The organism is Pseudomonas sp. VD-NE ins (genome assembly GCF_031882575.1).
In the GTDB taxonomy this organism is placed as follows: domain Bacteria; phylum Pseudomonadota; class Gammaproteobacteria; order Pseudomonadales; family Pseudomonadaceae; genus Aquipseudomonas; species Aquipseudomonas fluorescens_BZ.
On the sequence record NZ_CP134772.1, the window covers coordinates 2,850,700 to 2,874,638 of the forward strand.

The 23,939-nt window shown below is 58.0% G+C and carries 28 protein-coding genes and 2 tRNA genes; 20 read left to right on the forward strand and 10 right to left on the reverse strand.

Features of this window, described 5'->3' with window-relative positions; all coding sequences use genetic code 11:
* From uvrC to RMV17_RS12560, 5 genes are all read left to right on the forward strand, one after another.
* A complete protein-coding gene (gene uvrC, locus RMV17_RS12540; protein WP_311886701.1) occupies positions 1-1,824 on the forward strand; it encodes an excinuclease ABC subunit UvrC in 1,824 nt (607 codons plus the stop codon).
* 32 nt (positions 1,825-1,856) lie between these two features.
* Positions 1,857-2,417 (forward strand): CDP-diacylglycerol--glycerol-3-phosphate 3-phosphatidyltransferase, encoded by a 561-nt coding sequence (gene pgsA, locus RMV17_RS12545; protein WP_007950102.1) that lies wholly within the window; start codon positions 1,857-1,859, stop codon positions 2,415-2,417.
* Between the two features lie 60 nt (positions 2,418-2,477).
* Positions 2,478-2,553: transfer RNA gene (locus RMV17_RS12550), tRNA-Gly, on the forward strand.
* A gap of 47 nt (positions 2,554-2,600) precedes the next feature.
* Positions 2,601-2,674, forward strand: a tRNA-Cys gene (locus RMV17_RS12555).
* A 238-nt stretch (positions 2,675-2,912) separates the two neighbouring features.
* Positions 2,913-3,740 (forward strand): hypothetical protein, encoded by an 828-nt coding sequence (locus RMV17_RS12560; RefSeq protein WP_311886702.1) that lies wholly within the window; start codon positions 2,913-2,915, stop codon positions 3,738-3,740.
* Between the two features lie 39 nt (positions 3,741-3,779).
* On the opposite strand, the gene RMV17_RS12565 is transcribed toward RMV17_RS12560, so the two are convergent.
* The 10 genes from RMV17_RS12565 to RMV17_RS12610 form a co-directional block, all read right to left on the reverse strand.
* Positions 3,780-4,856, reverse strand: coding sequence for a tyrosine-type recombinase/integrase (locus RMV17_RS12565; RefSeq protein ID WP_311886703.1), 1,077 nt, complete (start codon positions 4,854-4,856; stop codon positions 3,780-3,782).
* Between the two features lie 2 nt (positions 4,857-4,858).
* Positions 4,859-5,095 carry a DUF4224 domain-containing protein gene (locus RMV17_RS12570; RefSeq protein WP_311886704.1) on the reverse strand — a complete coding sequence of 79 codons (237 nt, stop codon included), beginning with the start codon at positions 5,093-5,095 and terminating at the stop codon, positions 4,859-4,861.
* Between the two features lie 159 nt (positions 5,096-5,254).
* The gene (locus tag RMV17_RS12575; RefSeq protein WP_311886705.1) at positions 5,255-7,345 is read right to left on the reverse strand and encodes a DNA cytosine methyltransferase; all 2,091 of its coding nucleotides are present in this window, start codon (positions 7,343-7,345) and stop codon (positions 5,255-5,257) included.
* Entirely contained in the window at positions 7,342-7,884 is a 543-nt protein-coding gene (locus tag RMV17_RS12580) for a phosphohydrolase (protein WP_311886706.1), read from the reverse strand. The genes RMV17_RS12575 and RMV17_RS12580 overlap by 4 nt, the downstream gene beginning before the upstream one ends.
* Positions 7,881-8,528, reverse strand: coding sequence for a hypothetical protein (locus tag RMV17_RS12585; protein ID WP_311886707.1), 648 nt, complete (start codon positions 8,526-8,528; stop codon positions 7,881-7,883). The genes RMV17_RS12580 and RMV17_RS12585 overlap by 4 nt, the downstream gene beginning before the upstream one ends.
* Before the next feature lie 93 nt (positions 8,529-8,621).
* Positions 8,622-8,864, reverse strand: coding sequence for a pyocin activator PrtN family protein (locus RMV17_RS12590; protein ID WP_108589632.1), 243 nt, complete (start codon positions 8,862-8,864; stop codon positions 8,622-8,624).
* Positions 8,861-9,244 (reverse strand): hypothetical protein, encoded by a 384-nt coding sequence (locus tag RMV17_RS12595; protein ID WP_311886708.1) that lies wholly within the window; start codon positions 9,242-9,244, stop codon positions 8,861-8,863. The genes RMV17_RS12590 and RMV17_RS12595 overlap by 4 nt, the downstream gene beginning before the upstream one ends.
* Complete coding sequence (locus RMV17_RS12600; protein ID WP_311886709.1) at positions 9,241-9,525, reverse strand: phage antirepressor KilAC domain-containing protein; 285 nt, start codon at positions 9,523-9,525, stop codon at positions 9,241-9,243. Before RMV17_RS12600 ends, RMV17_RS12595 begins: the two co-directional genes overlap by 4 nt.
* A 10-nt stretch (positions 9,526-9,535) precedes the next feature.
* The gene (locus RMV17_RS12605; RefSeq protein WP_311886710.1) at positions 9,536-10,108 is read right to left on the reverse strand and encodes a deoxynucleotide monophosphate kinase; all 573 of its coding nucleotides are present in this window, start codon (positions 10,106-10,108) and stop codon (positions 9,536-9,538) included.
* Positions 10,109-10,453: 345 nt separating this feature from the next.
* Entirely contained in the window at positions 10,454-11,104 is a 651-nt protein-coding gene (locus RMV17_RS12610; RefSeq protein ID WP_311886711.1) for a LexA family transcriptional regulator, read from the reverse strand.
* A gap of 96 nt (positions 11,105-11,200) precedes the next feature.
* Between RMV17_RS12610 and RMV17_RS12615 the strand changes: the two genes are divergently transcribed.
* From RMV17_RS12615 to RMV17_RS12685, 15 genes are all read left to right on the forward strand, one after another.
* On the forward strand, positions 11,201-11,428 hold the full coding sequence (locus RMV17_RS12615; protein ID WP_115146975.1) for a transcriptional regulator: 228 nt from the start codon (positions 11,201-11,203) through the stop codon (positions 11,426-11,428).
* Between the two features lie 141 nt (positions 11,429-11,569).
* Complete coding sequence (locus RMV17_RS12620) at positions 11,570-12,058, forward strand: phage regulatory CII family protein (RefSeq protein ID WP_311886712.1); 489 nt, start codon at positions 11,570-11,572, stop codon at positions 12,056-12,058.
* Complete coding sequence (locus RMV17_RS12625; RefSeq protein WP_311886713.1) at positions 12,051-12,257, forward strand: TraR/DksA C4-type zinc finger protein; 207 nt, start codon at positions 12,051-12,053, stop codon at positions 12,255-12,257. The genes RMV17_RS12620 and RMV17_RS12625 overlap by 8 nt, the downstream gene beginning before the upstream one ends.
* Entirely contained in the window at positions 12,254-14,962 is a 2,709-nt protein-coding gene (locus RMV17_RS12630) for a DUF5906 domain-containing protein (protein WP_311887037.1), read from the forward strand. Before RMV17_RS12625 ends, RMV17_RS12630 begins: the two co-directional genes overlap by 4 nt.
* 328 nt (positions 14,963-15,290) lie before the next feature.
* On the forward strand, positions 15,291-15,779 hold the full coding sequence (locus RMV17_RS12635; protein ID WP_311886714.1) for a hypothetical protein: 489 nt from the start codon (positions 15,291-15,293) through the stop codon (positions 15,777-15,779).
* A 319-nt stretch (positions 15,780-16,098) separates the two neighbouring features.
* A complete protein-coding gene (locus tag RMV17_RS12640; RefSeq protein WP_311886715.1) occupies positions 16,099-16,590 on the forward strand; it encodes a hypothetical protein in 492 nt (163 codons plus the stop codon).
* Between the two features lie 81 nt (positions 16,591-16,671).
* Positions 16,672-17,025, forward strand: coding sequence for a putative holin (locus RMV17_RS12645; protein ID WP_311886716.1), 354 nt, complete (start codon positions 16,672-16,674; stop codon positions 17,023-17,025).
* Positions 17,018-17,308 (forward strand): phage holin family protein, encoded by a 291-nt coding sequence (locus RMV17_RS12650; protein WP_115146969.1) that lies wholly within the window; start codon positions 17,018-17,020, stop codon positions 17,306-17,308. The genes RMV17_RS12645 and RMV17_RS12650 overlap by 8 nt, the downstream gene beginning before the upstream one ends.
* The gene (locus RMV17_RS12655) at positions 17,308-17,676 is read left to right on the forward strand and encodes an HNH endonuclease (protein WP_115146968.1); all 369 of its coding nucleotides are present in this window, start codon (positions 17,308-17,310) and stop codon (positions 17,674-17,676) included. Before RMV17_RS12650 ends, RMV17_RS12655 begins: the two co-directional genes overlap by 1 nt.
* Positions 17,677-17,833: 157 nt before the next feature.
* Complete coding sequence (locus RMV17_RS12660) at positions 17,834-18,367, forward strand: phage terminase small subunit P27 family (protein WP_311886717.1); 534 nt, start codon at positions 17,834-17,836, stop codon at positions 18,365-18,367.
* Positions 18,330-20,144, forward strand: coding sequence for a terminase TerL endonuclease subunit (locus tag RMV17_RS12665; RefSeq protein ID WP_311886718.1), 1,815 nt, complete (start codon positions 18,330-18,332; stop codon positions 20,142-20,144). Before RMV17_RS12660 ends, RMV17_RS12665 begins: the two co-directional genes overlap by 38 nt.
* Positions 20,141-20,326 (forward strand): hypothetical protein, encoded by a 186-nt coding sequence (locus RMV17_RS12670; protein ID WP_311886719.1) that lies wholly within the window; start codon positions 20,141-20,143, stop codon positions 20,324-20,326. Before RMV17_RS12665 ends, RMV17_RS12670 begins: the two co-directional genes overlap by 4 nt.
* A 2-nt stretch (positions 20,327-20,328) precedes the next feature.
* Positions 20,329-21,600, forward strand: a complete 1,272-nt coding sequence (locus tag RMV17_RS12675; protein WP_311886720.1) for a phage portal protein — start codon at positions 20,329-20,331, stop codon at positions 21,598-21,600.
* Complete coding sequence (locus RMV17_RS12680) at positions 21,597-22,541, forward strand: S49 family peptidase (protein ID WP_311886721.1); 945 nt, start codon at positions 21,597-21,599, stop codon at positions 22,539-22,541. The genes RMV17_RS12675 and RMV17_RS12680 overlap by 4 nt, the downstream gene beginning before the upstream one ends.
* 62 nt (positions 22,542-22,603) lie before the next feature.
* Positions 22,604-23,935 carry a phage major capsid protein gene (locus tag RMV17_RS12685; RefSeq protein ID WP_311886722.1) on the forward strand — a complete coding sequence of 444 codons (1,332 nt, stop codon included), beginning with the start codon at positions 22,604-22,606 and terminating at the stop codon, positions 23,933-23,935.
* Positions 23,936-23,939 lie beyond the last annotated feature (4 nt).

Sequence of the window (23,939 nt, forward strand, 5' to 3'; positions counted from 1 at the left end):
ATGACTGAAACATTCGATTCCGGCGCTTTTCTGTCGACAGTCAGTGGGCGCCCGGGCGTCTATCGCATGTTCGACAGCGATGCGCGCCTGCTGTACGTGGGCAAAGCCAAGAACCTGAAAAAACGCCTGGCCAGCTATTTTCGCAAAACCGGTCTGGCGCCAAAAACCGCAGCGTTGGTGGGTCGCATCGCACAGGTCGAAACGACCATCACGGCCAATGAAACCGAAGCGCTGCTGCTTGAACAGACGCTGATCAAAGAGTGGCGGCCGCCGTACAACATTCTGTTGCGGGACGATAAATCCTACCCTTACGTATTTTTGTCCGACGGGCAATTCCCGCGTCTGAGCATTCATCGTGGCGCCAAAAAAGCCAAGGGCAAATACTTCGGCCCCTATCCGAGCGCTGGTGCCATACGCGAAAGCCTGAGCCTCCTGCAAAAGACCTTCTTCGTTCGCCAGTGTGAAGACAGCTACTACAAGAACCGTACCCGTCCATGCCTGCAATATCAGATCAAGCGCTGCAAAGCGCCTTGCGTTGGACTGGTCGAGCCTGAGGTTTATGCCGAAGACGTGCGTCACTCAGTCATGTTCCTTGAAGGCCGAAGCCATGCGCTGACCAACGAACTGTCGACGGCGATGGAGGAGGCGGCGATCAACCTGGAGTTCGAGCGAGCCGCCGAACTGCGTGATCAGATTGCACTGTTGCGGCGGGTCCAGGATCAGCAAAGCATGGAGGGCGGCACGGGGGACATCGATGTCATCGCGGCATTCGTCAATCCGGGCGGAGCCTGCGTGCATTTGATCAGTGTCCGTGGCGGACGCGTGTTGGGCAGCAAGAATTTCTTTCCGCAAGTCGGGATCGAAGAGGATGTGTCGGAGGTCATGGCGGCATTTCTTGGCCAATACTTCATCAGCAGCCCTGAGCGCGATTTGCCGAGCGAACTGATCGTCAACGTGGTCCACGAAGATTTCCCGACGTTGATCGAAGCGATCCATGAATTGCGTGGCCGCGAACTGGCCATCAGTCATCGGGTGCGCGGCACGCGTGCGCGCTGGCAGCAACTGGCTGTAACCAACGCCGAGCAAGCGTTGGGCGCACGCCTGGCCAACCGTCAACACACCGCGGCGCGGTTTGAGGCCTTGGCCGAAGTGTTGAACCTGGATGAGCCGCCGCAGCGTCTGGAATGCTATGACATCAGTCATTCCAGTGGTGAGGCAACAGTCGCGTCCTGCGTGGTGTTTGGCCCGGAAGGCGCAATCAAGTCTGACTACCGGCGCTACAACATCGAAGGTGTCACGGCAGGTGACGACTATGCGGCCATGCATCAGGCGCTGACGCGACGCTTCAGCAAACTCAAGGACGGTGAGGGCAAGTTGCCGGACATCTTGCTGGTGGACGGTGGCAAGGGCCAACTGTCGATGGCTCGCGATGTTCTCAACGAGTTGGCCGTGCCGGATCTGATCCTGCTGGGTGTTGCCAAAGGTGCTACCCGCAAGGCTGGCTTCGAAACGTTGTATCTGAATGATGCGGCACATGAGTTCACTTTGCGTGGCGACTCGCCGGCGCTGCACCTGATTCAACAGATCCGCGATGAGGCTCACCGCTTTGCAATTACCGGACACCGTGCACGCCGTGGCAAAACCCGCCGTACGTCAACGCTGGAAGGCGTTGCGGGTGTCGGGCCGACCCGACGTCGCGACTTGTTGAAACATTTTGGTGGATTGCAAGAGCTGTCTCGTGCAAGCATCGAAGAGATCGCCAAAGCCCCGGGGATCAGTAAAAAGCTCGCAGAGTCGATTTATGCGAACCTGCATAGCGAGTAGAATGCCCCTTCACCTCGTAGCCAGTTGTGCCGATGAATATCCCTAATCTGATTACCGTTCTACGCGTCCTGCTCATTCCGATCTTCATTTTGCTGTTCTATCTGCCTTATCAGTGGAGTTACATGGCCTCCGCCTCGGTGTTTGCCTTTGCGGCAGCGACGGATTGGCTGGACGGTTATCTGGCCCGCCGTCTGGAGCAAAGCACGCCGTTCGGTGCGTTTCTCGATCCGGTCGCCGACAAACTCATGGTTGCAGTGGCACTGGTGCTTCTGGTCCAGGAACACGGCAATCTCTGGCTCACTCTGCCGGCTGCTGTCATCATCGGTCGCGAGATTGTGGTGTCGGCATTGCGTGAATGGATGGCCGAGCTCGGCGCCCGTGCTCACGTAGCCGTTTCGAATCTCGGTAAATGGAAAACCGCCGCACAGATGCTCGCACTGGTGATCCTGCTGGCCAATCCAAAGGACTTCAGTTTCTGGGTTATTCTGGGTTATGCCTTGCTGATGGTCTCTGCTGGCCTGACGTTGTGGTCGATGGTTCAATACCTTCGCGCAGCCTGGCCGCACCTGAAGACCGATGTTGAAAAGAAATAAAACTTTTTTGAATCAAGGGGTTGACGGAGCTTCTTAATTCTATAGAATGCGCATCACCAAGCGGGAATAGCTCAGTTGGTAGAGCACGACCTTGCCAAGGTCGGGGTCGCGAGTTCGAGTCTCGTTTCCCGCTCCAAGTTTAAAACGCATTTGTTGTTGTGCTACTGATAACGAATGTTTTGAGGCCGAGTAGCAAAATGGTTATGCAGTGGATTGCAAATCCACCTACGCCGGTTCGATTCCGACCTCGGCCTCCACTATTAAAAACCCCGTAGATCAGTGATCTACGGGGTTTTTTCTTGCCTGTGAAAAAGTGGGGTGTTCCGCAATTATTCACGGGCGTTCCGCAACCAGTGCTTCATTGATGGCGTTTAGGTTTACTTGGTAGTAGCCGTAACGTCGAGCTGATACCTGTGGCACGAATGTCGCGACAGGTGTTTTTCTGCTGGCGTCGTGCCATATTGACGCTTTAGGGGAGTGGAGCAGGTAGGGATCATGAAAGTATTTGTTAGCTGGTCTGGCCTTCGGAGCAAGGTTGTAGCCGAGCTTCTAAGTGACTGGATCAAATGCGTCCTGCAGGCGTCACAGCCGTGGATTTCGACGCGCGATATTGATAAAGGCGCGATCTGGTTTTCTGAAATCTCTGATCAGCTCAGGGAGACGGCAGCCGGCATTGTGTGTTTGACGCAAGAAAATAAGAACAAACCATGGATACTTTTCGAAACAGGTGCTTTGGCGAAGGGGCTGAGCACGAATCGTGTCTGCACGTTTCTAATTGACTTGGCTCCCTCCGACATTGAAGACCCCTTGGCTCAGTTCAACCACACGACGCCTGATCGCACCTCAATGTGGGGTTTGACTAGTTCGCTGAATGGTTGCCTTGAAGGGGCGCGCTTAGATGAACGGATACTAAGACAAGTATTTGATACTTACTGGCCAAATTTCGAAAAATCATTTGCAGAGGCTTTGGCTAAAACTCCACAGGAAGCTGATGTTGAACCGAGATCTGGAGATAGCATCCTAGGTGAAATTCTCGCGAATACCAGGATGCTGTCGAGTCGAGTGAGAGAATTAGAAAGCAGGGTTTCTATGAGTGCTGAGCCAGTGATTGAAACTGGCCCACTGAATAATAAATCCTACGTTCATCACTTGGTAAGGGACACCAATACTCCGATACAAAACATCATTGAGACCGCTAAGACACTGGGGGTGCCCTATTCAGAAGTTGAAGAGTGGTTGAATACTTACCGAGTGGTTAAAGTAGATCGCAAGGGTAAGGTGGTAGTTGAGAGTCCCCCTCGGCCCGGCCCGGCACTTGGTTAGGCCTTATGCTGTAGCTGAAATCATGAACAATAGTGAGCCCTATTTAGTAGGGTTCACTATCTCTCCAACTCTCCGGTATACCTTCTTCGTCATCTCCTCGGTTGAGTGACCGAGTAATCGACTGGCATCCTTGATGTCCTCGATTTCGCTGCCGGCCTTCGGTCGGATGTCCCTGAATTGAAACTTCCTAATTGTGATGGCCAGCTCGGTGTCACCGTAGGTTGCAGCCTTCGTCGCAGCCTTGTCCCGGGCTTCGTCCCAGCGGTTTCGCAACATGTTGTAGCTCATACGTAAGCCGTTCTGGTTTGTGATCAGGATCGATGACCTCGTCCCGGCTTGGGCCCGCCGATCAAGTAGTCCGTTGATGAAGACGCAGAGGTCTGTCTCGTTGTTGCCGTTGTAGAGCCTGATCCGCAAGCGCTTTTCCGTCTTGCCTTGGCCAACCATCAGAAAGCCATGATTGAGGTCGGTAGTTGATGCCTTCAGCACGTCAGCCGGGCGCTGACCTGTCAGATATGCGAGGTCCATCGCGTCTTTTAGATCCTGCCCGGCCTGCTCGTATACCGCGTTCCAGATGATATCGCCTGCATAGAAATCCCGAGGTATCTCCTTGTTACGGCGCAAACCAAAGCAGGGATTTGCCTTGTCGGTCAGGCCCCACTCGCGGGCGAAGGTGAACATGGTTGAAAGCAGCGCTATCTCCCGGTTGGCTCGTACCTTCGCCGTGCGGGCGTCTCGATATTGGGCTATCACCTGTGGGGTCATGGCGTCGATAGGGGCTGGTTTGTCACCATCGAACACCTTGCGAAGTTGTTTCAGCCCCTTGAGATAGTCACTCTGGGTGCCTGGCTTAAGTGTAGGGATCACTTTCTTTTCGTAGTCGTCAAAAAGTCGGCCCATCAAATGGGCCGGTTTGGGTGTCGCTTTACGGTCGAGCCGTGCCCATTCGATCTTCGCTTCGTCGAGATCGCCACCGAGCGGGATCTCTACGCGGTTACCATCGGCGTCCCTGCCGTTGTAGTAGTAACCCGTCCAGGTCTTACCGCCTTTTCTTTTGCGTGTGCGCCGGATCATTCGGGGGGGCAGATCACGATTGGCTGTTTTTTTCTGTCGCATCTTCAGCCTACGCGTGCCAAGTCGAGAGTCCAGGTCTCGGCCACGGCATTGTTTGCCGTTGGCTTGACCCCCGCAAGTTTCAGCCGGGCATAAACTCGGCCTACAACTGGGCGCTGAGCGCCGGTTACAACGAACTCCCAGTGGTTGTTCGTCAGCCACTGGCGTTGGCAGGACGGGATTTTGTAGCCGGTGATGGTGGCCAGCTCATCGTCAGTAAGAGTTTCACTTAGAAATTCCATCGATTGCCTCCCGTCTAGCGATACCTTCAACTTGGCGTTGTTTGCTGCATTTTTCGTGGTTGCCGTGCGCTCGCGACTTGTTGCACTTATCGCAAATGGTGACGAGATCCAGGGGCGGCATTTGGCCGCGGCGAACTCGAACGGTCCTGCGTAGAGCTGTCATGCGGCCTCCTGCAATTTCTCGGTCTGTCGCCACGGGTTGTTCGCATGTGCGAGTGCGGCCATCGGCGGTGGGCTGACGGAGTTACCACACATGTGTACCTGTTGGGTCTTGGTGAACGGTTTGCCGTCGGCTCCGTGGCTGATGATGTAGTCGGCGGGGAACCCCTGAGCTTTGTACAACTCGGCCGGTTGCAGCATCCGCAGGCAGATGTCGACGATCACGTACGGCGTGCCCTTGATGGTGACGGTGACTAGGCCGAGCCGATCCTTAGTGGTGATCGTTGGTGCTGGTGCATCGGCGGCGCTCATGTTTTCGGTGCCGTAGTAGCTGATCAGGAAGGCGGCGACCCGCAGCGCCCCGGCTTCAACCTCTGGCGATAGCTGCAGCTCGACGAGGGAGCTCTTGCCGCCACCGCCTGCTGTAATGGTCGGCGCAGGTTCGTCCACACCTTGTCCAACACTGGCGCCGAACTGGCGTTCCATGAAGGCAGTGATCAGCCCGTGATGGGTGCCGCCGGCGCTGATGGTGTGCAGCGGATCGGCGGCATCCCGTGCATCGCAGTTGCCGCGCAGGTGCACCAGGTTCGCTGTCACCAGTTGCTGCTGGCTGCCTGTGTTGGTCACCGTGGTCATCGGGTCTTCGATGCTCTTGGCGGCAGTTGTGTTGAACCCGCCATTCATTTGGGCCATGAATACTGTCGATATGCCCATGGCATGCGCGGCGCCGGCGGGGCGCTGGTAGTTGCCTCCGCTGGTGATGGTCGGCAGCGGCTCGGCGAGCGCCTTGCCTTCATCTGCAAACCTGAACTTCACCAGGTGCGCGGCGGCTACGCCGTACTTTCCACCCGAAGCCATTATCGTGCCGAGTGGTTCTTGGTGGTCGGCAGTGCGTGGGGCTGATCCCGGTTTGTCACCATTGCCGAGCTGCACAAGGGTGGCCGCAGATAGTGTCAGTTCTCCGCGATTAGCGCAGGTTACTGTCGGCATCGGTTCCCGTGGGTCATTGATTCGGTCACTGCCTTGATGTGTTGCCGGCGCGATGATGGGGCTGGCCATGGCGAATGATCCGCCGCGGGGCCAAGACGTCACTGTGCGCAATGGCTCGTTTGCAGACTGGACGCTTTCCCCGGACCAATTTGCGATCGGCACAATGAATGGATCAGCCGCATCAATGACGAACTTCTTCATGCCTTTGGCGATCCGGCGCAGCGTGGCTTCTGCTAGCGGGGTAGGTCGTCCGAAAATGCTTTTGGTTGGTACCGTCCAGTCGATGCACTCGGCGGCGGTGCGCCATTTCTTTTGGCCCTTGGCGGGATGCTTCGCGTGGGTCGGCTCTGGCCACACAATCGGTTGGCCGTCGCATCGGGCTATCATGAACAGGCGTTCCCGGCTGGTCGGTGCGCCGAAGTCGCAAGCCTTCAGGACTTTCCACTCCACGGCGTAGCCGAGGCGCTGCAGCTCGGCGACGAACACCGCCCAGGTTTGCCCGCGGCGGGCTGGATCCGGCACAAGGAACTGATTGTTCACAGGGACGTTCTCGCCATGGTCAGCAACGCGGTTGATTTTGCTTTTCGGTTTGGTGGGGTGCGGTACCAGATCGAGAGTCACCACGCGGCCAGTGACCTTGCAGCGCTTCGCGATCAGTGGCCCCCACTGAAGGATCTGTTTCACGTTTTCCAAGCTGATAACGCGGGGCTTCTTCTTGCCGGCCCACTTTAGGCCGATCCACGACAGATTCCGGATCTCTCGCTTGCGCGGTTGACCGCCGGCCGCCTGGCTGTGATGCGTGCAGTCCGGTGACATGTGGAACCAGCCAACGGCCTTGCCGCCGCACTCTGTATCCGGATCACCATCGAACACGTCGGTGGTGTAGTGCACCGCGCCCGGGTGATTCACGGTGTGCATGCTGATCGCCTGCGGGCTGTGGTTCTTCGCTACGTTCACAGCACGGCCCAGACCCATCTCCAGCCCGGTGCCGGCGCCTCCGCCACCGCAGAAGAAGTCGACAACGAGCTCATCGTCCTGAGTGTTGAAACCGAGCGCGTACTGGGTCTTGAAGTCGAAAGGAGGTTTTTTGAATGCCGTCACGCGCAAGCCCTCCGATGATCACCCTGCATCAGTTCCATTAGGCGGCTGAAGTACTGCATATACGCCTCAGGTGCGGATTGCGGGATGATGGTTTCGGGCATCGGTGGGACGCCTCGCAAGCATTTCCAGTCGTCGGGGTGGCTCGGCATCAGGTCCCGTCGCTCGGTCGCCAGCGCGATCAGGTCGGCGCGCACGACGCATTCCGGCAACACTGGATCGAGGTTGAAGCGATCGCAGACGGCTTGCCAAATTGTTGCTTCTGCGATGTGGAAGCCTGGCATTAGGGCCTTTAGAGGCGTGGTCATGTCGCCGATGTAGGCTTCGGTCGCGTCGTGCAGCAGCGCCACCAGTTTGTGCTGGTCCGGGACAAGTCTCGAAACCAGCATGCTGTGCTGGGCCACGCTGTAGTGCGTGCGGGTGTGGCCATTGAAACGGCACAGGTTCGACAGTGAATGCGCGATGTCGAGCGGTGAGATCATGGCGGCGGTTGGGTTGACTAGGTCGAACTGGCGACCGCTGTGCGTGAGAATCCAATTCATGCTGCGTCCTCCACTGTCGGGTGGCCCAATTCGACGGTCTGACGTTGCATGTCCAGTTCAAAGGCTTCGCGCAGGGCATCACGCAGGTGTGCATAGCCCTCGGTATCAGCGTCGTGGGGGAAGCTGATCGAACTCAGTTCCGGCTCGGCGTTGAAGGTGCCGCGCTTGTCCAGCCATTCGATGAGCTGGGTGTCGAGTGGCTGCGCGTTGAGGTTGCCGGCCGTTTCGACGGCATGGAAGACGCGGTAGGCCATAGCGCGGGAAACCTTGATCAGTTGTTCAGCTCTCGCTTGGCTGGCCTCGGTACCTTTCAGTGCCTTCCATGTCTGGAGTGCGAGCGCCAGAAACTGGGTGATCTCCGTCAGGTCGCGATAGTCGATCGCTGTGAAGGGTGTGGCCTTGATGCTTAGCATCTGTGCGCGCAGGTCGGCCAGTTGTTGAGCCTCGCGGTTGCGTAGCTGCGTGATGGTGGTCAGGTCGGTGTTGAGCGCGGCGATCCGTTGGCTGTGTAGGCCGTTGCGTTCCTTGAGGCCGGCTTCGTAGCTGCGATCTAGCGCGCGCAGGATGAGCTTGCGAATGTAGTAACCCAGCAGGAACAAGCCAAAAGCCATCCCGATGAAGATGATCGTGTTCTGTACGTGCATGTGCTGTGCTCCGATAAAAGTGCCGCCGGGATTCTTGGTGAGAGGCCGGCGGCGGTTGGTGCATGCCCTTGGACGGCAAGGGCTACCGTTGAATCAGGCTGCTTGCTTCGTCGCTTGAGCGTCGAGGTATGCAGCCAGGTCATGCAGGTAAACGACAGCGGTGCCTTTGGCTGATCCGCCGAGACGGGTCACCTTCAGCGCAATGCGGCCGGCACTGATGCGTCGTAGCAGGTAGCGATCGCTGGTGATGTGCGAGAAGTAGCGCTGCCGAACGGCGGACAACGTCGGGCACGGCGTCGGCCATTCCTTTCGCAGTTGGTCAATGGTGGTGCTCACGCTGTTTTCTCCCCGTGCCCCTCTGTTGGGGGCAGCAGCTTCAGGCGGATCATCTCGGCTAGACCTTCTTTGCTTTTGCCCATGGCGGCGGCGCAGACGTTGCCGTTTTCATCCGCCACAACGGCGCCGAACGGAAACTCCGGTGAGTTGGTCGGAGTGACGTAGGCGGTCTGGCCTTCGAGGATCACGTTGTTGACGCAGCGATAGACGTCGGCCAGCTCCAGCACGCGCATCGGGACGCTGCTCAGCATGTCGATGGCTTCGCTTGCTGCGCCGATCAATGTCGCTCGGCTGACGATGCCCGGGCTGTCGAGGTAGACCGGGATCAGTCGAAGGCTGCCGAGCGCGTGACAATGAGCGTTGAGGTAGTTGCTGTTCATGCTGCGGCGTCCTTGTTCTGGGCTTTGATGCCGATGCCGAGTTGCTTTGCCAGCCACTCGACTCCCTTTTCGGTGACCATCACGACGGCGTAGTGGCTGTAGCCTCTGATGTGGTCGTTCCAGCGGCTGCGGGTGTCCGAAAACAGATAGCCGCGGTCGCGGTGCTGGCTGGCCAGGTCACCGCTTTGGGTCAGCACTTTGAGTTCGCGCAACCGGGTGCGGAACTTGCGGGGTTTGAGGCCCAGCACGGCGGCCGTTTCGTCCAGGGTGCGGTTCGTCATCGCACAGTCCTCAGGCAACGCGCGGCGTGGCGCCGAGGGTCAATAGGGAAAGGGTCGCGGTGAGATGCTTCTGGAAGTCATCAATAGATCCGTCATTGGTGATGACGATATCTTTGGCCTGTACCTCGACGCCGCTCTCGCTGATGTGCGAGTTCACTTGCTTTGCTGTAGGGCGTTGCAGGTGGATGACGAGGCCGCCGCGCTTTCGGATGAAATCCGCTTCGTTCTCGAATCGGATATCACTCACCACGAACCCCTTCGCGTGGTCGTGAGTACGGGCGAGTAGGTCGAGGTTCTGCGCTGCAAGCAGTAGCCAGAGTTCGGGGTGGACGCTGTTGCGTCCCCATTCCGTGCCGAGGGACTGCATCAATTGGCGGGGAGAGCGGCCCAGCCACGGCAGCGGCTGTTCCTTCTGGTCGCCTTCGAAGTCGCATGGACTCAGGTTAAGGATATGCATCAGACCATCCCGCAGCGGGTCCGCGAACGCGTACGACTGGAAACCGTGATGGTTCACCAGGTGCTGGGCTGCGGTGTCTTTGCCAGAGCGAGCGAGGCCAGCGAGGCCAAGCAATAGAGGCGTCATGCCGCGTCACCCCCGAATGGACCTAGGTCAGCCGTCGCAGTTACCGCTTTTGCGGATGCCAGACGAGCGCCGGGGGTGACGATTACCAGCAGGCCGGTGTTCTTTTGAATCGCTTCGACGGCTGCTGGACTGGTGCACGCTGCCGGATGTAGGTACACCGGGCAGCGGGTGGTGCTGTGCTGTGTCGTTTGCATGGCTCGTACTCTTGGTGAGAGGTGTACGTGCCAACGTTAGCAACGGCTAAGAAATATGACAATAGCGAACGCTAATTTATTTTTCTGTAATGTTTTTCCACGCACAAAAAAACGCCGCGTTGGGCAGGCGGCGTTTTTGGAGTGGGCTACGTCAGGACTTGATTTTGCTTGGAGGAACGATTCCGCCTACGTAATGAATGGTGACAATCTCGTCTCTCGGTATCGTCAATCGGCCGTAAGTATCGTTGATCGACATCAGGCTTACTTCATTGTCATTTGCATATAGAAGTTCTTTGATCATGGTTTCGCCACCGTTTCGCGTTACCACTACATATTCGCCAGGTACCAGTTCATGTCGAGGCTCGCACCAGACAACCCATCCATTTCGAATTGCGGGCGCCAGCGCGTCCCCCTTGATTCTGATCGAGTAGACCGTCGGGTCTGAAGTAGGGACATCCACCCCGCCAGCGATCGGCGCCAGCTCGCCCCACATTCCATCTTGATTCAATTGCGCCACTCCTTGCATGGGAGCCCGCCGGAATGAATTGACCAAGCTTGGTCCCGCGTCGTTTCCAGGTGCCAAGCCTTCCTGGGCTGTACGCGCGGGCATCAGTAGAGTTCCGCCAGTGAGGCCAATCTTATCTTCAAGATTCTTGGCGGCCTTATCGCCCATTGGTCTATGACCGTTAAGCAATTGGGAGAGATAAGAGGGGTCGAGGTTGTACCGGTCAGCGAACTCTTTAGTTTTGAGATCGCCGATCAGGTCTCGAAGCGCTGCGATGCGGAGTTGGCTGATATTCATCAATGCATCTTAAAAGTGTTTAGCATTTTGTAAATTGCAAATCGCTATTGTTATCTCCGTTAGCGGCTGCTATCTTTTTGCGAAACGGAGGTGCACATGAGCTTGCATGCATACATAAAAGGTCTCGATAAAGATGCGTTGGATGGGCTAGCGAAGCGTTGTGATACGTCGGCTGGGCAGCTCAAACAAATCGCCTACGGCAATCGTCGTGCTAGCGGCGGTTTGGCTGTGTCCATCGAGCGGGAAACACAGGGAAAGGTCACCTGTGAGCAACTGCGTCCGGATATTGATTGGGCGTACTTGCGTGGTTCGAAAGCCGCGTAAAAAGGGTGCCGGACTGGGGCCTCTCACCAAAGAATCCCCCAGCCCGGCTACGACGATACACAGCACATGCACATCGGTCGTGGTCGTAGGATAGGGCGTGTCCCATCTGAAGGCTAGGCCGTAAACGGGGTATTTACGGTTATGAGTCGCACAGATCTCCTCCCGGGCGCTGGCCCGGTTCTTTCTTTGCGTGAGGCGCTTTATCGCGCCGGGCGCGATTTCCGCGGCGGCATCACCACGTTGGCCCATGACATGCTCATGGAGTACGACGAGCTGCAGAAGAAACTCAAACTCAATGAAGAGCGCCGCTGGCTGACTCCGGATGAACTCGAAGAGGTTATCCGGCTGACGCAGAATCCCGCGCTGCTCGATGCGTTGGTGCGGCCGGCAGGTGCCGTTTGGTACAAGCCGACGCCGGTACCTGCCACGTCTGAGGCGCTGAAGTCCGTCGGCAAGTTGCTGGAGCGCACCGGTGAGTTCGTTTCGAGCATGCACGCTGGTGCCGCCGACAACGTTTGGGAACCGCACGAAGTCGCCACGCTGGACAAGTACGGCATCGATGTCATTCAGGCGGTGCTGGGCATCATGGCCGGCGCGCGACAGGCGATGGAGGGCCAGGACAATGGCTGACGATATCGATCGCGCCAATGACCAGGCGCAATACCTGCTCGACGTTGCCATCCACCTAAACCGTCGCGTGGCTTCGAGTCGCGTTAGTGCGCAGTTCTGCGAGGACTGCGATGTCGCGATCCCGCTGCTTCGACAACAGGCGATTGAAGGTTGCGAAACCTGCGTCGATTGTCAGGGGCTGCGGGAGGCTCGGCGATGACGGAGCCGGCAAAGGGAATCGCCACTTCCATTTGGGCAAAGCGTTATATCGAAATCTTCGGTCTTGCCCTTGTATCAATTGAACCCGGCGACAAAGCCCCGAAAGGCATGGGCTGGAACAAACCGGGCGGTTACATCACTGATGCCAATGCCGCCGAAGCATTCTGGCAACGCAACCCCAACCACAATCTGGGCGTCGTACTCGGGCCAAGCCGTGTCTGCTCGCTGGACGTCGACGATGTTCAATGGACGCGTCACGTCCTCTACGAACAGTTGGGCATTGATCTCGATGCGATGGCCTTGGTGTATCCGACGATCGTCGGCAACCCGTTGCGGTTTCGGGTGTTGTTCAAGTTGCCGGACGGCGTCGAGCTGTCGCGGCATTCGCTCTCTTGGCCGAATGAGAATGATCCGGACGGTTCCATCTGGAAGGGGCTGATGGCGAAGGCGAAGGCCGCGAAAGAGGCGGGCGACGTTGCAGGTGAAGCGAAGGCCAAGGCCGAGGCGGATAACTACAAGCGCTTCACCGTGTTCGAACTGCGCGCTGGGCTGGTGCAAGACGTCTTTCCGCCCTCGATCCATCCCGGTACTGGAAAGCCTTACACCTGGCGCACGCCGCCAAGTGCTACCGATGGTTTGCCAACGCTGACCAATGAGCTTTTGGCCATCTGGAAAAACTGGGATTTCTTCAAGCGCGATGCCGAGGCAGCGTGCCCGTGGGCGCCAAAGCCGAAGAAGCCGCCGGCGAAGGTCATCAAGCGTGCACCGCCAGCAGCGGGTAAGCCACCGTCGGTGATTGATGAATTCAACCGCTGCCATGACGTGGAAGAACTGTTGCGGGCGCACGGGTACATCAAGCGCGGCAGCAAATGGCTTTACCCGCAAAGCAGTACAGGCTTGCCGGGTGTCACGGTCAACGAAGGCAAGGTCTATTCGCACCACGGTGCGGATCCGTTGGCCAACGGTCATCAGAATGACGCCTTCGAGGTGTTTTGCCTGCTGGAGCATTCCGGCGATCAGTCGCGGGCGGTGAAAGCTGCTGCGCAGTTGATGGGCATGCAGCATGCGTCCCGGCCCGATCCGCACGATCTTCCCCCGACCCCATCCATTGATCCAAGCGAGCCTAGCCCGGGCGAACCGTCGTCCAGCGAGGCCGCTCCAGATCCTGAAGGGGGCGCGGGGGGCGAGCCTGTTGCGCTGAGCATTGACCAGGTGTTGCGCCGTTATGCGCTGGTCGATGGGACAACCCATGTCTGGGACTTCGATCAGTCCAAGGTCATGAAAAAGTCTGCGTTTGAGGCGCGTGTCGGTAAACCCATGGCCAAGCAATGGCTGGAGAACACCGAACAGCGCAAATTGATTTCGAGCGATCACGTCAGTGAGATTGAGCAAGCGCGTCGGATGGCTGGCAAGAAGGGCGGCGCGTTCGGCATGTCACCGACTGAGCGCTATGTGTATATCGATGGCACGAAGGACGTGTGGGACCGGGAGAAGAAGCGCCGGATTGCCGAAGGCGCCGTGAAGATGGCGTTGGGCGATACCTATCCGTTGTGGTTGAACAGCGCCGAGCGGCGTGTGGTGGACGTGGACCACATTGTCTTCGATCCAACCATGACCAAAGACCCGAGCGTCTACATCAACACGTTCGATGGCTTGCCGCTTGAGCCGGTTCGCGACGATGACGCGTGCGCGAATCTGCGGTGGTTGATCAAGTTCCTTTGCAATGGTGATGACGATGCGGCGTGGTGGTTGACGCGCTGGCTGGCTTTTCCGCTTCAGCACCTCGGCGCGAAGATGGATACGGCGGTGTTGATGCACTCGATCATGGAAGGCTCGGGCAAAAGCCTGTTGTTTGCCGACGCGCTGGGCATGCTTTACGGTCAATACGCGGCGACGGTAGGTCAGACCCAGTTGGAAAGCAACTTCAATGCCTGGCAAAGCCGAAAGCTTTGGGCGGTGTTTGAAGAGGTCGTGAGCCGAGATCAGCGTTACAACCAGGTGGGCAAGATCAAGCATTTGATCACCGGCAAAACAGTGCGGATGGAATCGAAGTTCATCAATGGCTGGGAAGAATCCAACCATATGAACGCGGTGTTCCTGAGCAACGAGATCCTGCCGTGGCCTATCAGTGAAAGCGATCGCCGGATGTTGGTGATGTGGCCGAACGAGACGTTGCCGCAAGATCGGCAGAAGGCGATCGGTCATGAACTCAAGAACGGAGGCGTTGCGGCGCTGCACGCGTGGTTGTTGTCGCTGGATCTCGGTGACTTCGACCAGCGAACGCGACCGCCCAAGACGGAGGCGCGGGAGCGATTGGTGGCTCTGAGCCGGGCAGGGTGGCAGACGTTTCTTCATTTGTGGAAGTACGGTGAGCTGGGTCGGGATCTCTGGGGTGTCTGTCTCTCCAGCGACGTGTTCGCGTTGTTCCTGGAATGGTGTCAGCGCAACAAAGAGCACGCCATGAGTCACACGAAGTTCGCGCTCTTCCTCAGTTCCGAGTTGGACAAGTCACGCTCAATACCGTGGACAGACGGGAACAACCGGAAGTTTGGCGCGTTTTTCTTCCCGGCTGATCTGGAGCCTTCCCGCTCCCCATCCCTGAAAGCGGCAGACCTTGGGGTCGTCGTCAGCGACTGGCGTGCCAAGGCGCGTTTGGCGGGCTGGAACGTCGACAACTGGGACCACATCAAGGCGGCTGCAGCATGAATACACCTAAATGTGTGCTGGGTGTGTCGGGTGCGTGTTGGGTTGGTTTTCAATACCCGACACAGGTCGAGGCCTTGAAATTCGCGGATTTCCGGGCTTTGTGCGGGGTGTGTTGGGTTTGGCGTCGCGCACGCGCCTGCGTGATGTTTTTTGATGCTCTCAAAAGGCGAACAAAAAAACTCTATGCGAGGGACGATAAACCCAACCAACCCAACACACTCAACTCAGATTGTTTTATTTGCCTGAATTCAAAGGGATTTATTTGTGTTGGGTTTGTGTTGGGTAGCGGTTTATTTGTGTTGGGTTCGATTTTTCGGAGGGTGGGGCGATGATCGATGAAGTTGAAGAACTCATGCAGCATTGGGGTAATCAGTTCAACCGGGTGGGTGACGGCGGGGGGTTGGGCAGTCCGATGGCGACGATTATTGAATGGGGCGGCTCTGCCCCTCGCGGCACGCCGGGATCCCGCGATCTGATGATGGCAGCGGGTGGCGGCATGGACCACGCTGCGCAGGAAGTCGCCGCGGCGCTGGCACAACTTGAGCGGCAGTCTGAGAAGGGCGCGCTGCTGGCGAAGCTGGCTCGCAATCGGTATCTGCCTCGACCTGCGTTGTCGGTCAGGTCTCAGTTGCCGATTCTTGGTCTCGGCGACAACGCAGATCGGACGTATCGGAACTGGGTTCATGCCTTGCATCAGCAGGTGTTGGTGATACTGACGGCACGGAGCGCACCAGGCCGTGCGCGGAATCGCCGTGTGAAGTCAGTTGAGACCAATCTTCTGCGAGCGTCTGCGGTTGCACGGGTCAGATTGTTCTGACCGCTCGTCGGGGCGTCTTGTCGCATTGTGGTCACATTGCGGTTGCATTCATGTCGTTTGCTGACCTACCGAAAAACACCTCTTTTCGGTTTTTCCGGAGGCAGGTAAAAAGTCCCCACGATATGCGATTTGCGCCTGAATCGCTGACTGAGCACGTGCTGTGCAGATACACCCGGCCTTCCCTGTGCCGGTCACCTAACCCCGCTTCGGCGGGGTTTTTCTTTTAGGTCGATCTGTAGGTTGAAAAAAGCTTGAGTAGTCCCAATCACTCATTGAGCTGCTTGTGCACGGGCTCAACGCGAAGGAATGGGAGTTGGCTATGACAGATGAGTTGAATGCAAAACTTGATGCGATTTTTGATGCGAGATCAGACAAAGAAGCGGCGGCAGAGCGCTTAAGGGCAGAAATAGCGCAGCAAAGAAAGGCCAGCTTGGAAGAGTATCTGTTGTTGCAGGAGAGTTTGATCCGGCCAACATTAGAGGTCTTCGTCCAAAAGCTTGCTGAGCGAGGTCACAAGAGCTCGATTTATGACTTTACTGATGGCGAGCAGATCCATGGGAACACGCGATCAGCGACCATCGGCATTCGTTTTCTACTTGATCGCGAAACAACGCACAGGTCGACTCATGAGTACCCGCATCTAACGATGTCGGTTGATAAAGCGGGCCGGAAAGTAAACTTTTCTCACAGCACGATGGCGCCGGGTCGAGGCGGAATGGCTGGTGGTGACGGCACGGTAGGTTATGACGAACTAACGCCAGAACTGATCAATGAGAAGGTTTTGAAGGTTATCGCTGCAGTTTTTAAGTAGGCCTTTAGTGGCCGTCTACCTAACCCCGCTTCGGCGGGGTTTTTATTTTCGGCCCGATGGGTGTCTGCAAGGAGAATCAGCATGAGCGAGCCGGCAACTGTTGTCGTGGCCGGTGGTGTAGGACTGGCGGCTACTGGACTGCTGGCGGGCGTGGACATGCTCGCGGTGATCGGCGCGCTGGCTGGCTCTCTGGTGTTCTTCACCACCACCGAGGAATTGCCGGTCTGGAAGCGGGTTTTGTTCCTGCTGGTGTCTTTCGTGATGGGTTACATGTTCGCCCCTGGCATGGCCGAGGTTGAGTTGTTCGGTACCAGGCCATTCAAGTACACCGGGCCGGCGGCGTTCGGCGCCTCGGTTGTGGTCGTTACCGTCGCGCTCGCCATCATAAAAAGGCGCGGCCTCATTGCTGAACCGCAAGGGAGGCAGGATGGATAGTCAACTGATGCCGCAAGTTCTCACTCAGGCCACGTTCTGGTTGTGTGTCGCACTTTTCGTTCGGCTGTTCACCTTCCGTCGGCGCGGTGCGCGTTTCCGTCGAAGCATGAGTTGCCTTGCGTGGGTGGTGATGGTCGCGGCGGGATCCGCTGTGGTTTACATCGGTAAGGGGCAACTCGTCATGCCGCAGAACTCTTGGCCGCTGGTGATTGTGCTGGGCGTATTCGTGGGATCGGTGTGCAAGAGCAGTGGCAATCTGGCGCGCGTCTGGAAGATGGGCTGATGAGCAAGGTATCGGATGACCGTCGAGGTAGCAGTACCGCGCGGGGTTATGGGTACAGATGGCAGAAGTCACGCGATGGACACCTGCGCGAACATCCGTACTGCACGATGTGTTCGACCGACCAACGCCCGGTTGCGGCGGTGATCGTTGACCACAAGGTTGCGCCAAAACTGAAGGATGCCAAGGACAGCGGCGATCCTGCCCGGATCAAGGCCGCATGGAAGCTGTTCTGGAACCCAGAGAACTGGGCGAGCCTGTGTAAGTTCTGCCACGACTCGACGAAACAGCGAATCGAGAAGAGCGGGCGCGTGCCCGGGTGCCATGCCGATGGCCGTCCGGTCGATCCGGGGCATCACTGGAACCGGTGACCGACCATCACCGACGCACCAAAAAATGGCACAACCCCGAGGGTAGGGGGGGTGAAAAACTTCATTTGGACTTCCTTCTAGACCGATCGCCCCCCTCTTTACACAAAGTCGGGAAATATGAGGGAGGGGGGGTATCCACCGGTAAGGGGTTGAATTTATGGCAGGAAATGGAAATTCGGGCCGTCCCGGCGTACCGGCGGCCCTCAAACTATTGCAGGGAAACCGCGGGCGGGAAAACGTCGCTGATCTTTTGGCCGAAGTGGCGAAGCCACTGGTGCCGGTCGGCGCACCGCCGATGCCGGACGTTCTTTCTGTTGAGGCAGTCAAGGAGTGGGAGGATCTGGTGCCCGCCCTGATATCCCTCGGCATCATTTCCCAGTTGGATGCGATGGCGCTGGCCACGTACTGCCAGGCGGTTGCTGACTGGCGCCGCTACCAGCGGCTGATTGCCAAACGCAATACCGAATCCCAAGACGAACTGGGCGGCGATGTCCAGACCTTCAAGACGGGCGCCCAGCAAATGCACGTCTTGCGGCAACTCGCCAACGACGCCGAGAAGCGAGCCAACACCGCCGGCGCCCAGTTCGGCCTATCTCCCATGTCGCGGCGCAGTCTGAAAGCTGCGCCGGCGCCGCAAGGTGAGCTATTCCCCAATGCCCAACGAGACGCCGCAGACAGATTCTTCAGTTGATGACCGCGTTTCTGCATTCGTCCAATCAGTGCTGGCAGGCGATATCGTCGCTGGTCCGAATGTCCGCAACGCCTGCAAGCGCCATCTGCGTGATCTTGAATATGGCCCCGAGCGCGGTTTGATATGGGATCTCTCCGCTGCAAATCGCGCCATTGAATTTTTTGAAGAAGTGCTGTGCCTCAACGGCGGCGACTACGAAGGCATGCCCTTCCTGCTGGCGCCGTGGCAGGCCTTTGTGGTGGGCAGCTTGTTCGGCTGGATGACAGTCGACGGATTCCGGCGCTTCCGATTGGGTTATATCGAAACCGGCAAGGGTTCCGGAAAAAGTCCGCTGGTGGCCGGCATCGGTCTGTATGGTCTGGTCGCAGATGGTGAGCAGCGCGCGGAGATTTATGCCGCTGCTACCAAACGTGATCAAGCGATGATCCTATTTCGCGACGCCGTGTCGATGGTCGACATGTCCGCAAAGTTGCGTTCACGCCTGGTGCAGTCGGGGCGAGACGACAAGGTCTGGAACCTGTTCTACGCGAACACCAATTCCTTCTTCCGGCCGATCAGCGCGGACGAAGGCAAGTCCGGCCCACGGCCCCACATTGGTCTGCTCGATGAGCTGCACGAACACAAGACCGCCGCCACCGTGAACATGATGCGCGCCGGTACCAAGAACCGGCGCAAAGCTTTGGTGGTGATGATCACCAATAGCGGGTCGGACAAGAAAACGGTCTGTGGTCAGTACCACGATCTCGGCGTGCGTATCTGCGCGCAGATTGAGGAAAACGACAGTTTCTTTGCTTTCATCTGTTCCTTGGATGAGGGCGACGATCCGCTCAAGGACGAAACGTGCTGGCCGAAGGTCAACCCATCACTTGATCATATCGCCGAAGGACAAAGCGACGGTATCCCGGGCCGCAAGTACCTGCGCGAGCAAGTGCAATCCGCCCGTGGGCTACCGGCTCAAGAGTCGGTGGTACGCCGTCTGAACTTCTGCGAGTGGACTTCGGCAGATGCTCCGTGGATTTCGTGGGACGTTTGGAAGCAGGCCGAAGAACGGGTGCCGATGCGCGTCCTGCGCAACCGGCGTTGTGTCGCCGGGCTTGACCTTTCCAGCACCACGGACTTGACGGCGTTTGTGATTGTGTTCTGGCCGACGCTGGATGACCCGCACTGGCGCCTACTGCCGTACTTCTGGATTCCCGACGACGATCTCCAAGGTCGTGAAGATCGAGACAAGGTTCCTTACGCTATGTGGCTGAAGGACGGGCATCTCGAAACCACGCCCGGGCGTGCCATCAGCAAGAAGCATGTGCTGTTGCGCTTGGTGAAGATCTGCGCCTACTTCGATGTCGAGCGGATCGGCTACGACCGGTGGCGCGCCGAAGATCTTCTGCAGCTGATGACCGATGAGGACATCACGCTGCCCGAGGTCGTGCCATTCGGTCAGGGCTTCAAGGATATGGCGCCGGCGGTCGACGAGTTTGAGCGCCGACTACTCGGACGTGAACCCGAAAGCGATGTCATTGACCTGGATCCGGCGGATTACGAACTGGTGCAGTCCGAAACGGTTGAGACGTTGCGCCACGATGGCAACCCGGTCATGACCTGGTGCGCCGGTAACGCGGTGATCGTTTCCGATCCAGCGAACAATCGCAAAGCAGATAAAGCCAAAGCGACCGGGCGGATCGACGGCATCGTGGCATCCATCATCGCCGTCGGTACCAGCATGAAGTCTGGTGGCCCGAGCGGTAAATCCATCTACGACGAAGGGGCAGGTATATGAAATTAGCCATCGCTGCATGGCTTGCCGGCCTTTTGGGCTTCGGGCTGTTGGTCGGGGGCGTGGCGTTGATCAGCGTTCCCGCCGGTTGCATCGTCGCGGGTGTCGGTCTGCTGGCCTGGGCATATCTTGCCGATCGCGCAGCCGCTGTACTGAAAGCCCAATCCAAACCCCAAGGAGGTTGAGCATGTTTTTCTCAAGCCTGCTCGGCGATGGACGCGGCACTCTCACAAACCCGGACAGTGGGTTCTGGCGCGGACTCATCGGTGGTGGTCGCAACAGTTCAGGCGTCACGGTCACACCTGAGTCAGCGCTGGGTCTGCCCATCCTGCAGAACTGCGTCACGCTGCTGGCGGAAACCATGGGGCAGTTGCCATGTGAAATGTACCGCCGGCAAGAGAACGGGCAGCGGGAAGCGGCGATCAATCATCCCGCATACGACGTGCTGCGGTACCAGCCCAATGGTTTTCAGACGCCTTACGAATACCGGGAAGGTTCCCAGCTAGCGGCGGGCCTACGGGGCAACAGCTACAGCTTCATCGACCGTCGCGACGACGGCAATGTCATCGGCCTATGGCCGTTGTGCAACAACAAGGTTCAGGTGCTGAAGGGAGGCGACCTGTTGCCGTATTACCGCATCGGAGCCAGTGATCCGGTGCCGATGCGCATGATCCACCACGTTCGATGGGTCAGCACCAATCAGTACGTTGGGCTCTCGCCGATCGAGGTGCATGCCGAATCACTCGGTCTCGCCCAAGCCGTGCGGCAGTACACCGGCAAAAGCTTCGCCAACGGCGTGACCGTGTCGGGCGTCATCGAGCGGCCCCGCGAAGCCCCATCGATCAAGGATCAGGGCAGCATCGACAAGATTGTCGATCAGTGGGGCCAGAAGTTTGGTGGCATGGACAACGCCAAAAAGGTCGCGCTGCTGCAAGAGGGCATGACTTTCAAGCCCGTGTCGATGAACAACGTGGATGCCGAGGTGTTGGGCATACTCAAAACCACCGGCACCGATATCGCCCGGATCTACAAGATCCCGCTGCCGATGGTCAACGACCTGGAGAAGTCCAACTACAACACGCTCGAACAACTGATGATCCAGTTCGTGGTGTTCGCGTTGTTGCCGTGGGTCAAACGCCACGAACAATCGATGATGCGTGACTTCCTGCTGCCCAAGGACCGGCGCGAGTACTTCATCGAGTTCAATCTGTCGGGTCTGTTGCGTGGCGACCAGAAGAGCCGTTACGAGGCGTATGCCATTGGCCGGCAATGGGGTTGGCTCAGCGTCAACGACATCCGTCGGCTGGAGAACATGCCGCCCGTGTCTGGTGGCGAGATCTACCTGCAGCCCCTGAACATGGTCGATGCAGGGAAACCCGGCGGCGATCTGACTAACCCCAAGGTGCGAGCGCAGCTCGAACTCCAGCACGCTGAAATCGGAAGGATTCTTGCGCAATGAAAAACTACCTGAGAGCTTCCAGCCTGCTGTTCAATCAGCCGCTGCTCGTGCTCCCTGACATGCTCGATCTCGGCGTGCGGTGGGCCAACCAGGCAATGAGCCTGAACATCGTGAACATCGGAGCCCCGAACGGCCCGGCAATCTGGGGCGATGACGGCATCGACCGTATCGCGCAGCGTGAAGAAGAGCGCCGGACGGCCATTGCTCGAACCGGGATCGAGGTAATTCCCGTGAGCGGCGTGCTGGTCAGTCGCGGTAGCCATATCAGCATGTGCGAAACCATGACCAGCTACGAGTCATTGCGGGCGCAGTTGCGCAATGCGGTGGCCGATCCAATGGTCGAGCGGATCGTGCTGGATATCGACAGCCCCGGCGGATCTGCCGTAGGTGCTTTCGAACTGGCAGCCGATATTCGCGCTATGGCTCAGCAAAAGCCCATTACCGGCATCGTCAACTTCATGGCGTACAGCGGCGGCTATTTGTTGGGCTCGGCCTGTAGCGAGTTGGTGGTGAGCCAGACCAGCGGTGTCGGTTCGATCGGCGTGATTGCCAGTCACATGGACCGCTCAAAGCAGGAAGAGGGCATGGGCGTCAAGGTGACCACGGTTTACGCCGGGGCTCACAAAAACGACCTCAGCCCTCACGAACCCTTGAGCGAGCAATCGTTGAAGTACCTCAACGATGTTGTTCAGGAGAGTTACCAGCTCTTCGTCAACGCGGTGGCTGACTATCGCGGGCTCTCCGTGCAGCAGGTCATTGCCACTGAGGCAGGGCTGTATCGGGGGCAGGCCGGTATCAATGCCGGGCTTGCTGACCGAATGCAGAGTCCGCAACAGGCGGTTGATGACCTTTCTCACTCTGTCGCCATGAGTCGCACTGCCCGCCAGTCCGGCCGATTGTCCGTCCGTGCATCCGCGTTGAATCTTCAAACCCAGATCTGACCGCGTTCGCGGCAGTCACCGAAACCCGCCCTGTGCGGGTTTTTTTATGCCCAGGAGGCAACATGTCCCAAGTACTTCAGTTGCGTAGCGAACGCGCGAAGATCAACGATTCGATTCAGGCGCTGGCCAAACTCGAGACGGCAGGCGAATCCTTGTCGGCAGAACAGTTGGCCCAGTTCGCGAGTCTGGAAGTGGAGTTCAACGCGCTGACTGACAAGATCAGTCGTGCAGAGCAGGCAGAGCGTATTGCCGCAGCCAGCGCTGTACCGGTTAACGAGTCTGCTCAATCTCGCACCGGTCCGCCGCAAGGTCGTGCTCACGGCCATATTCACGGTGGTGGGCCGGCTGAAGCACCAGGTGTGCGGATGGCCCAGATGGTTCGGCTGCTTGCCGCCGCCGGTGGCAACCAGCATCAAGCCGCGCAAATGGCGCAGCAGGGCGGGTTTTCTACCGATGTTTCTATGGCGCTGAGCACAGTTACACCGGGTGCTGGCGGCGTATTGGTTCCGACGAACTTCGCTACCGAAATCATCGAGGCGCTCCGCCCGATGTCTGTTGTTCGGAAGATGGGTGCACGTAGCTTGCCGCTGAACAATGGCAACTTGACCCAGCCCCGTATCACCGGCAACACCGTCGTAACCTACATCGGTACCGAAACCGATATCCCGCTCACAGGGATGACGTTCGCGGATACAAAACTGTCTGCGAAAAAGGCTGCTGCGATCGTGCCGATTTCCAATGACCTGATTGCCAACGCTGGCGTCAGCCCTCGAATCGACGAAATTGTTGTTGCCGATTTGGCTGTATCGATGGGCCTGTCGGAAGACCTGCATTTCATCCGTGCGGATGGTAGCGGCTCGCTGCCAAAGGGCATGCGTTATTGGGCTCAGCCGTTCAACGTCTTGCCGGCCCCGGCAGTGGACACCATCACCCTGGAAAAAATCGACCTGTTCTGCGGCGGCATGATGCTCCGTTTGGAAACAGCGAACGTGATGATGAAGGACTGCGGCTGGCTGATGCACCCGCGGGTGTTCCGCTGGTTGCAATCGCTGCGTGACGGCAATGGCAACAAGGCGTATCCGGAAATCGAGCAAGGTCTGTTCAAGGGCTACCCCGTTGGCCTGAGCAACCAGATCCCTGTCAACCTCGGCGCGGGTGGCGACGAGACCGAATTCTACTTCGTCAACTTCGCGGACATGATGATCGGCGAAGACATGGACCTGACGATCTCCTTCAGTAACGAAGCCTCCTACAAGGACGCCGAAGGCAACATGGTCAGCGCGTTCCAGCGTGACCAGACGCTGGTCAAAGTGATCGCCAAGCATGACTTCGGCCCGCGTCACGTCGAGTGCATTGTCGTTGCCATCAACGTCAAGTGGGGCGCTGGCATGTAATCCA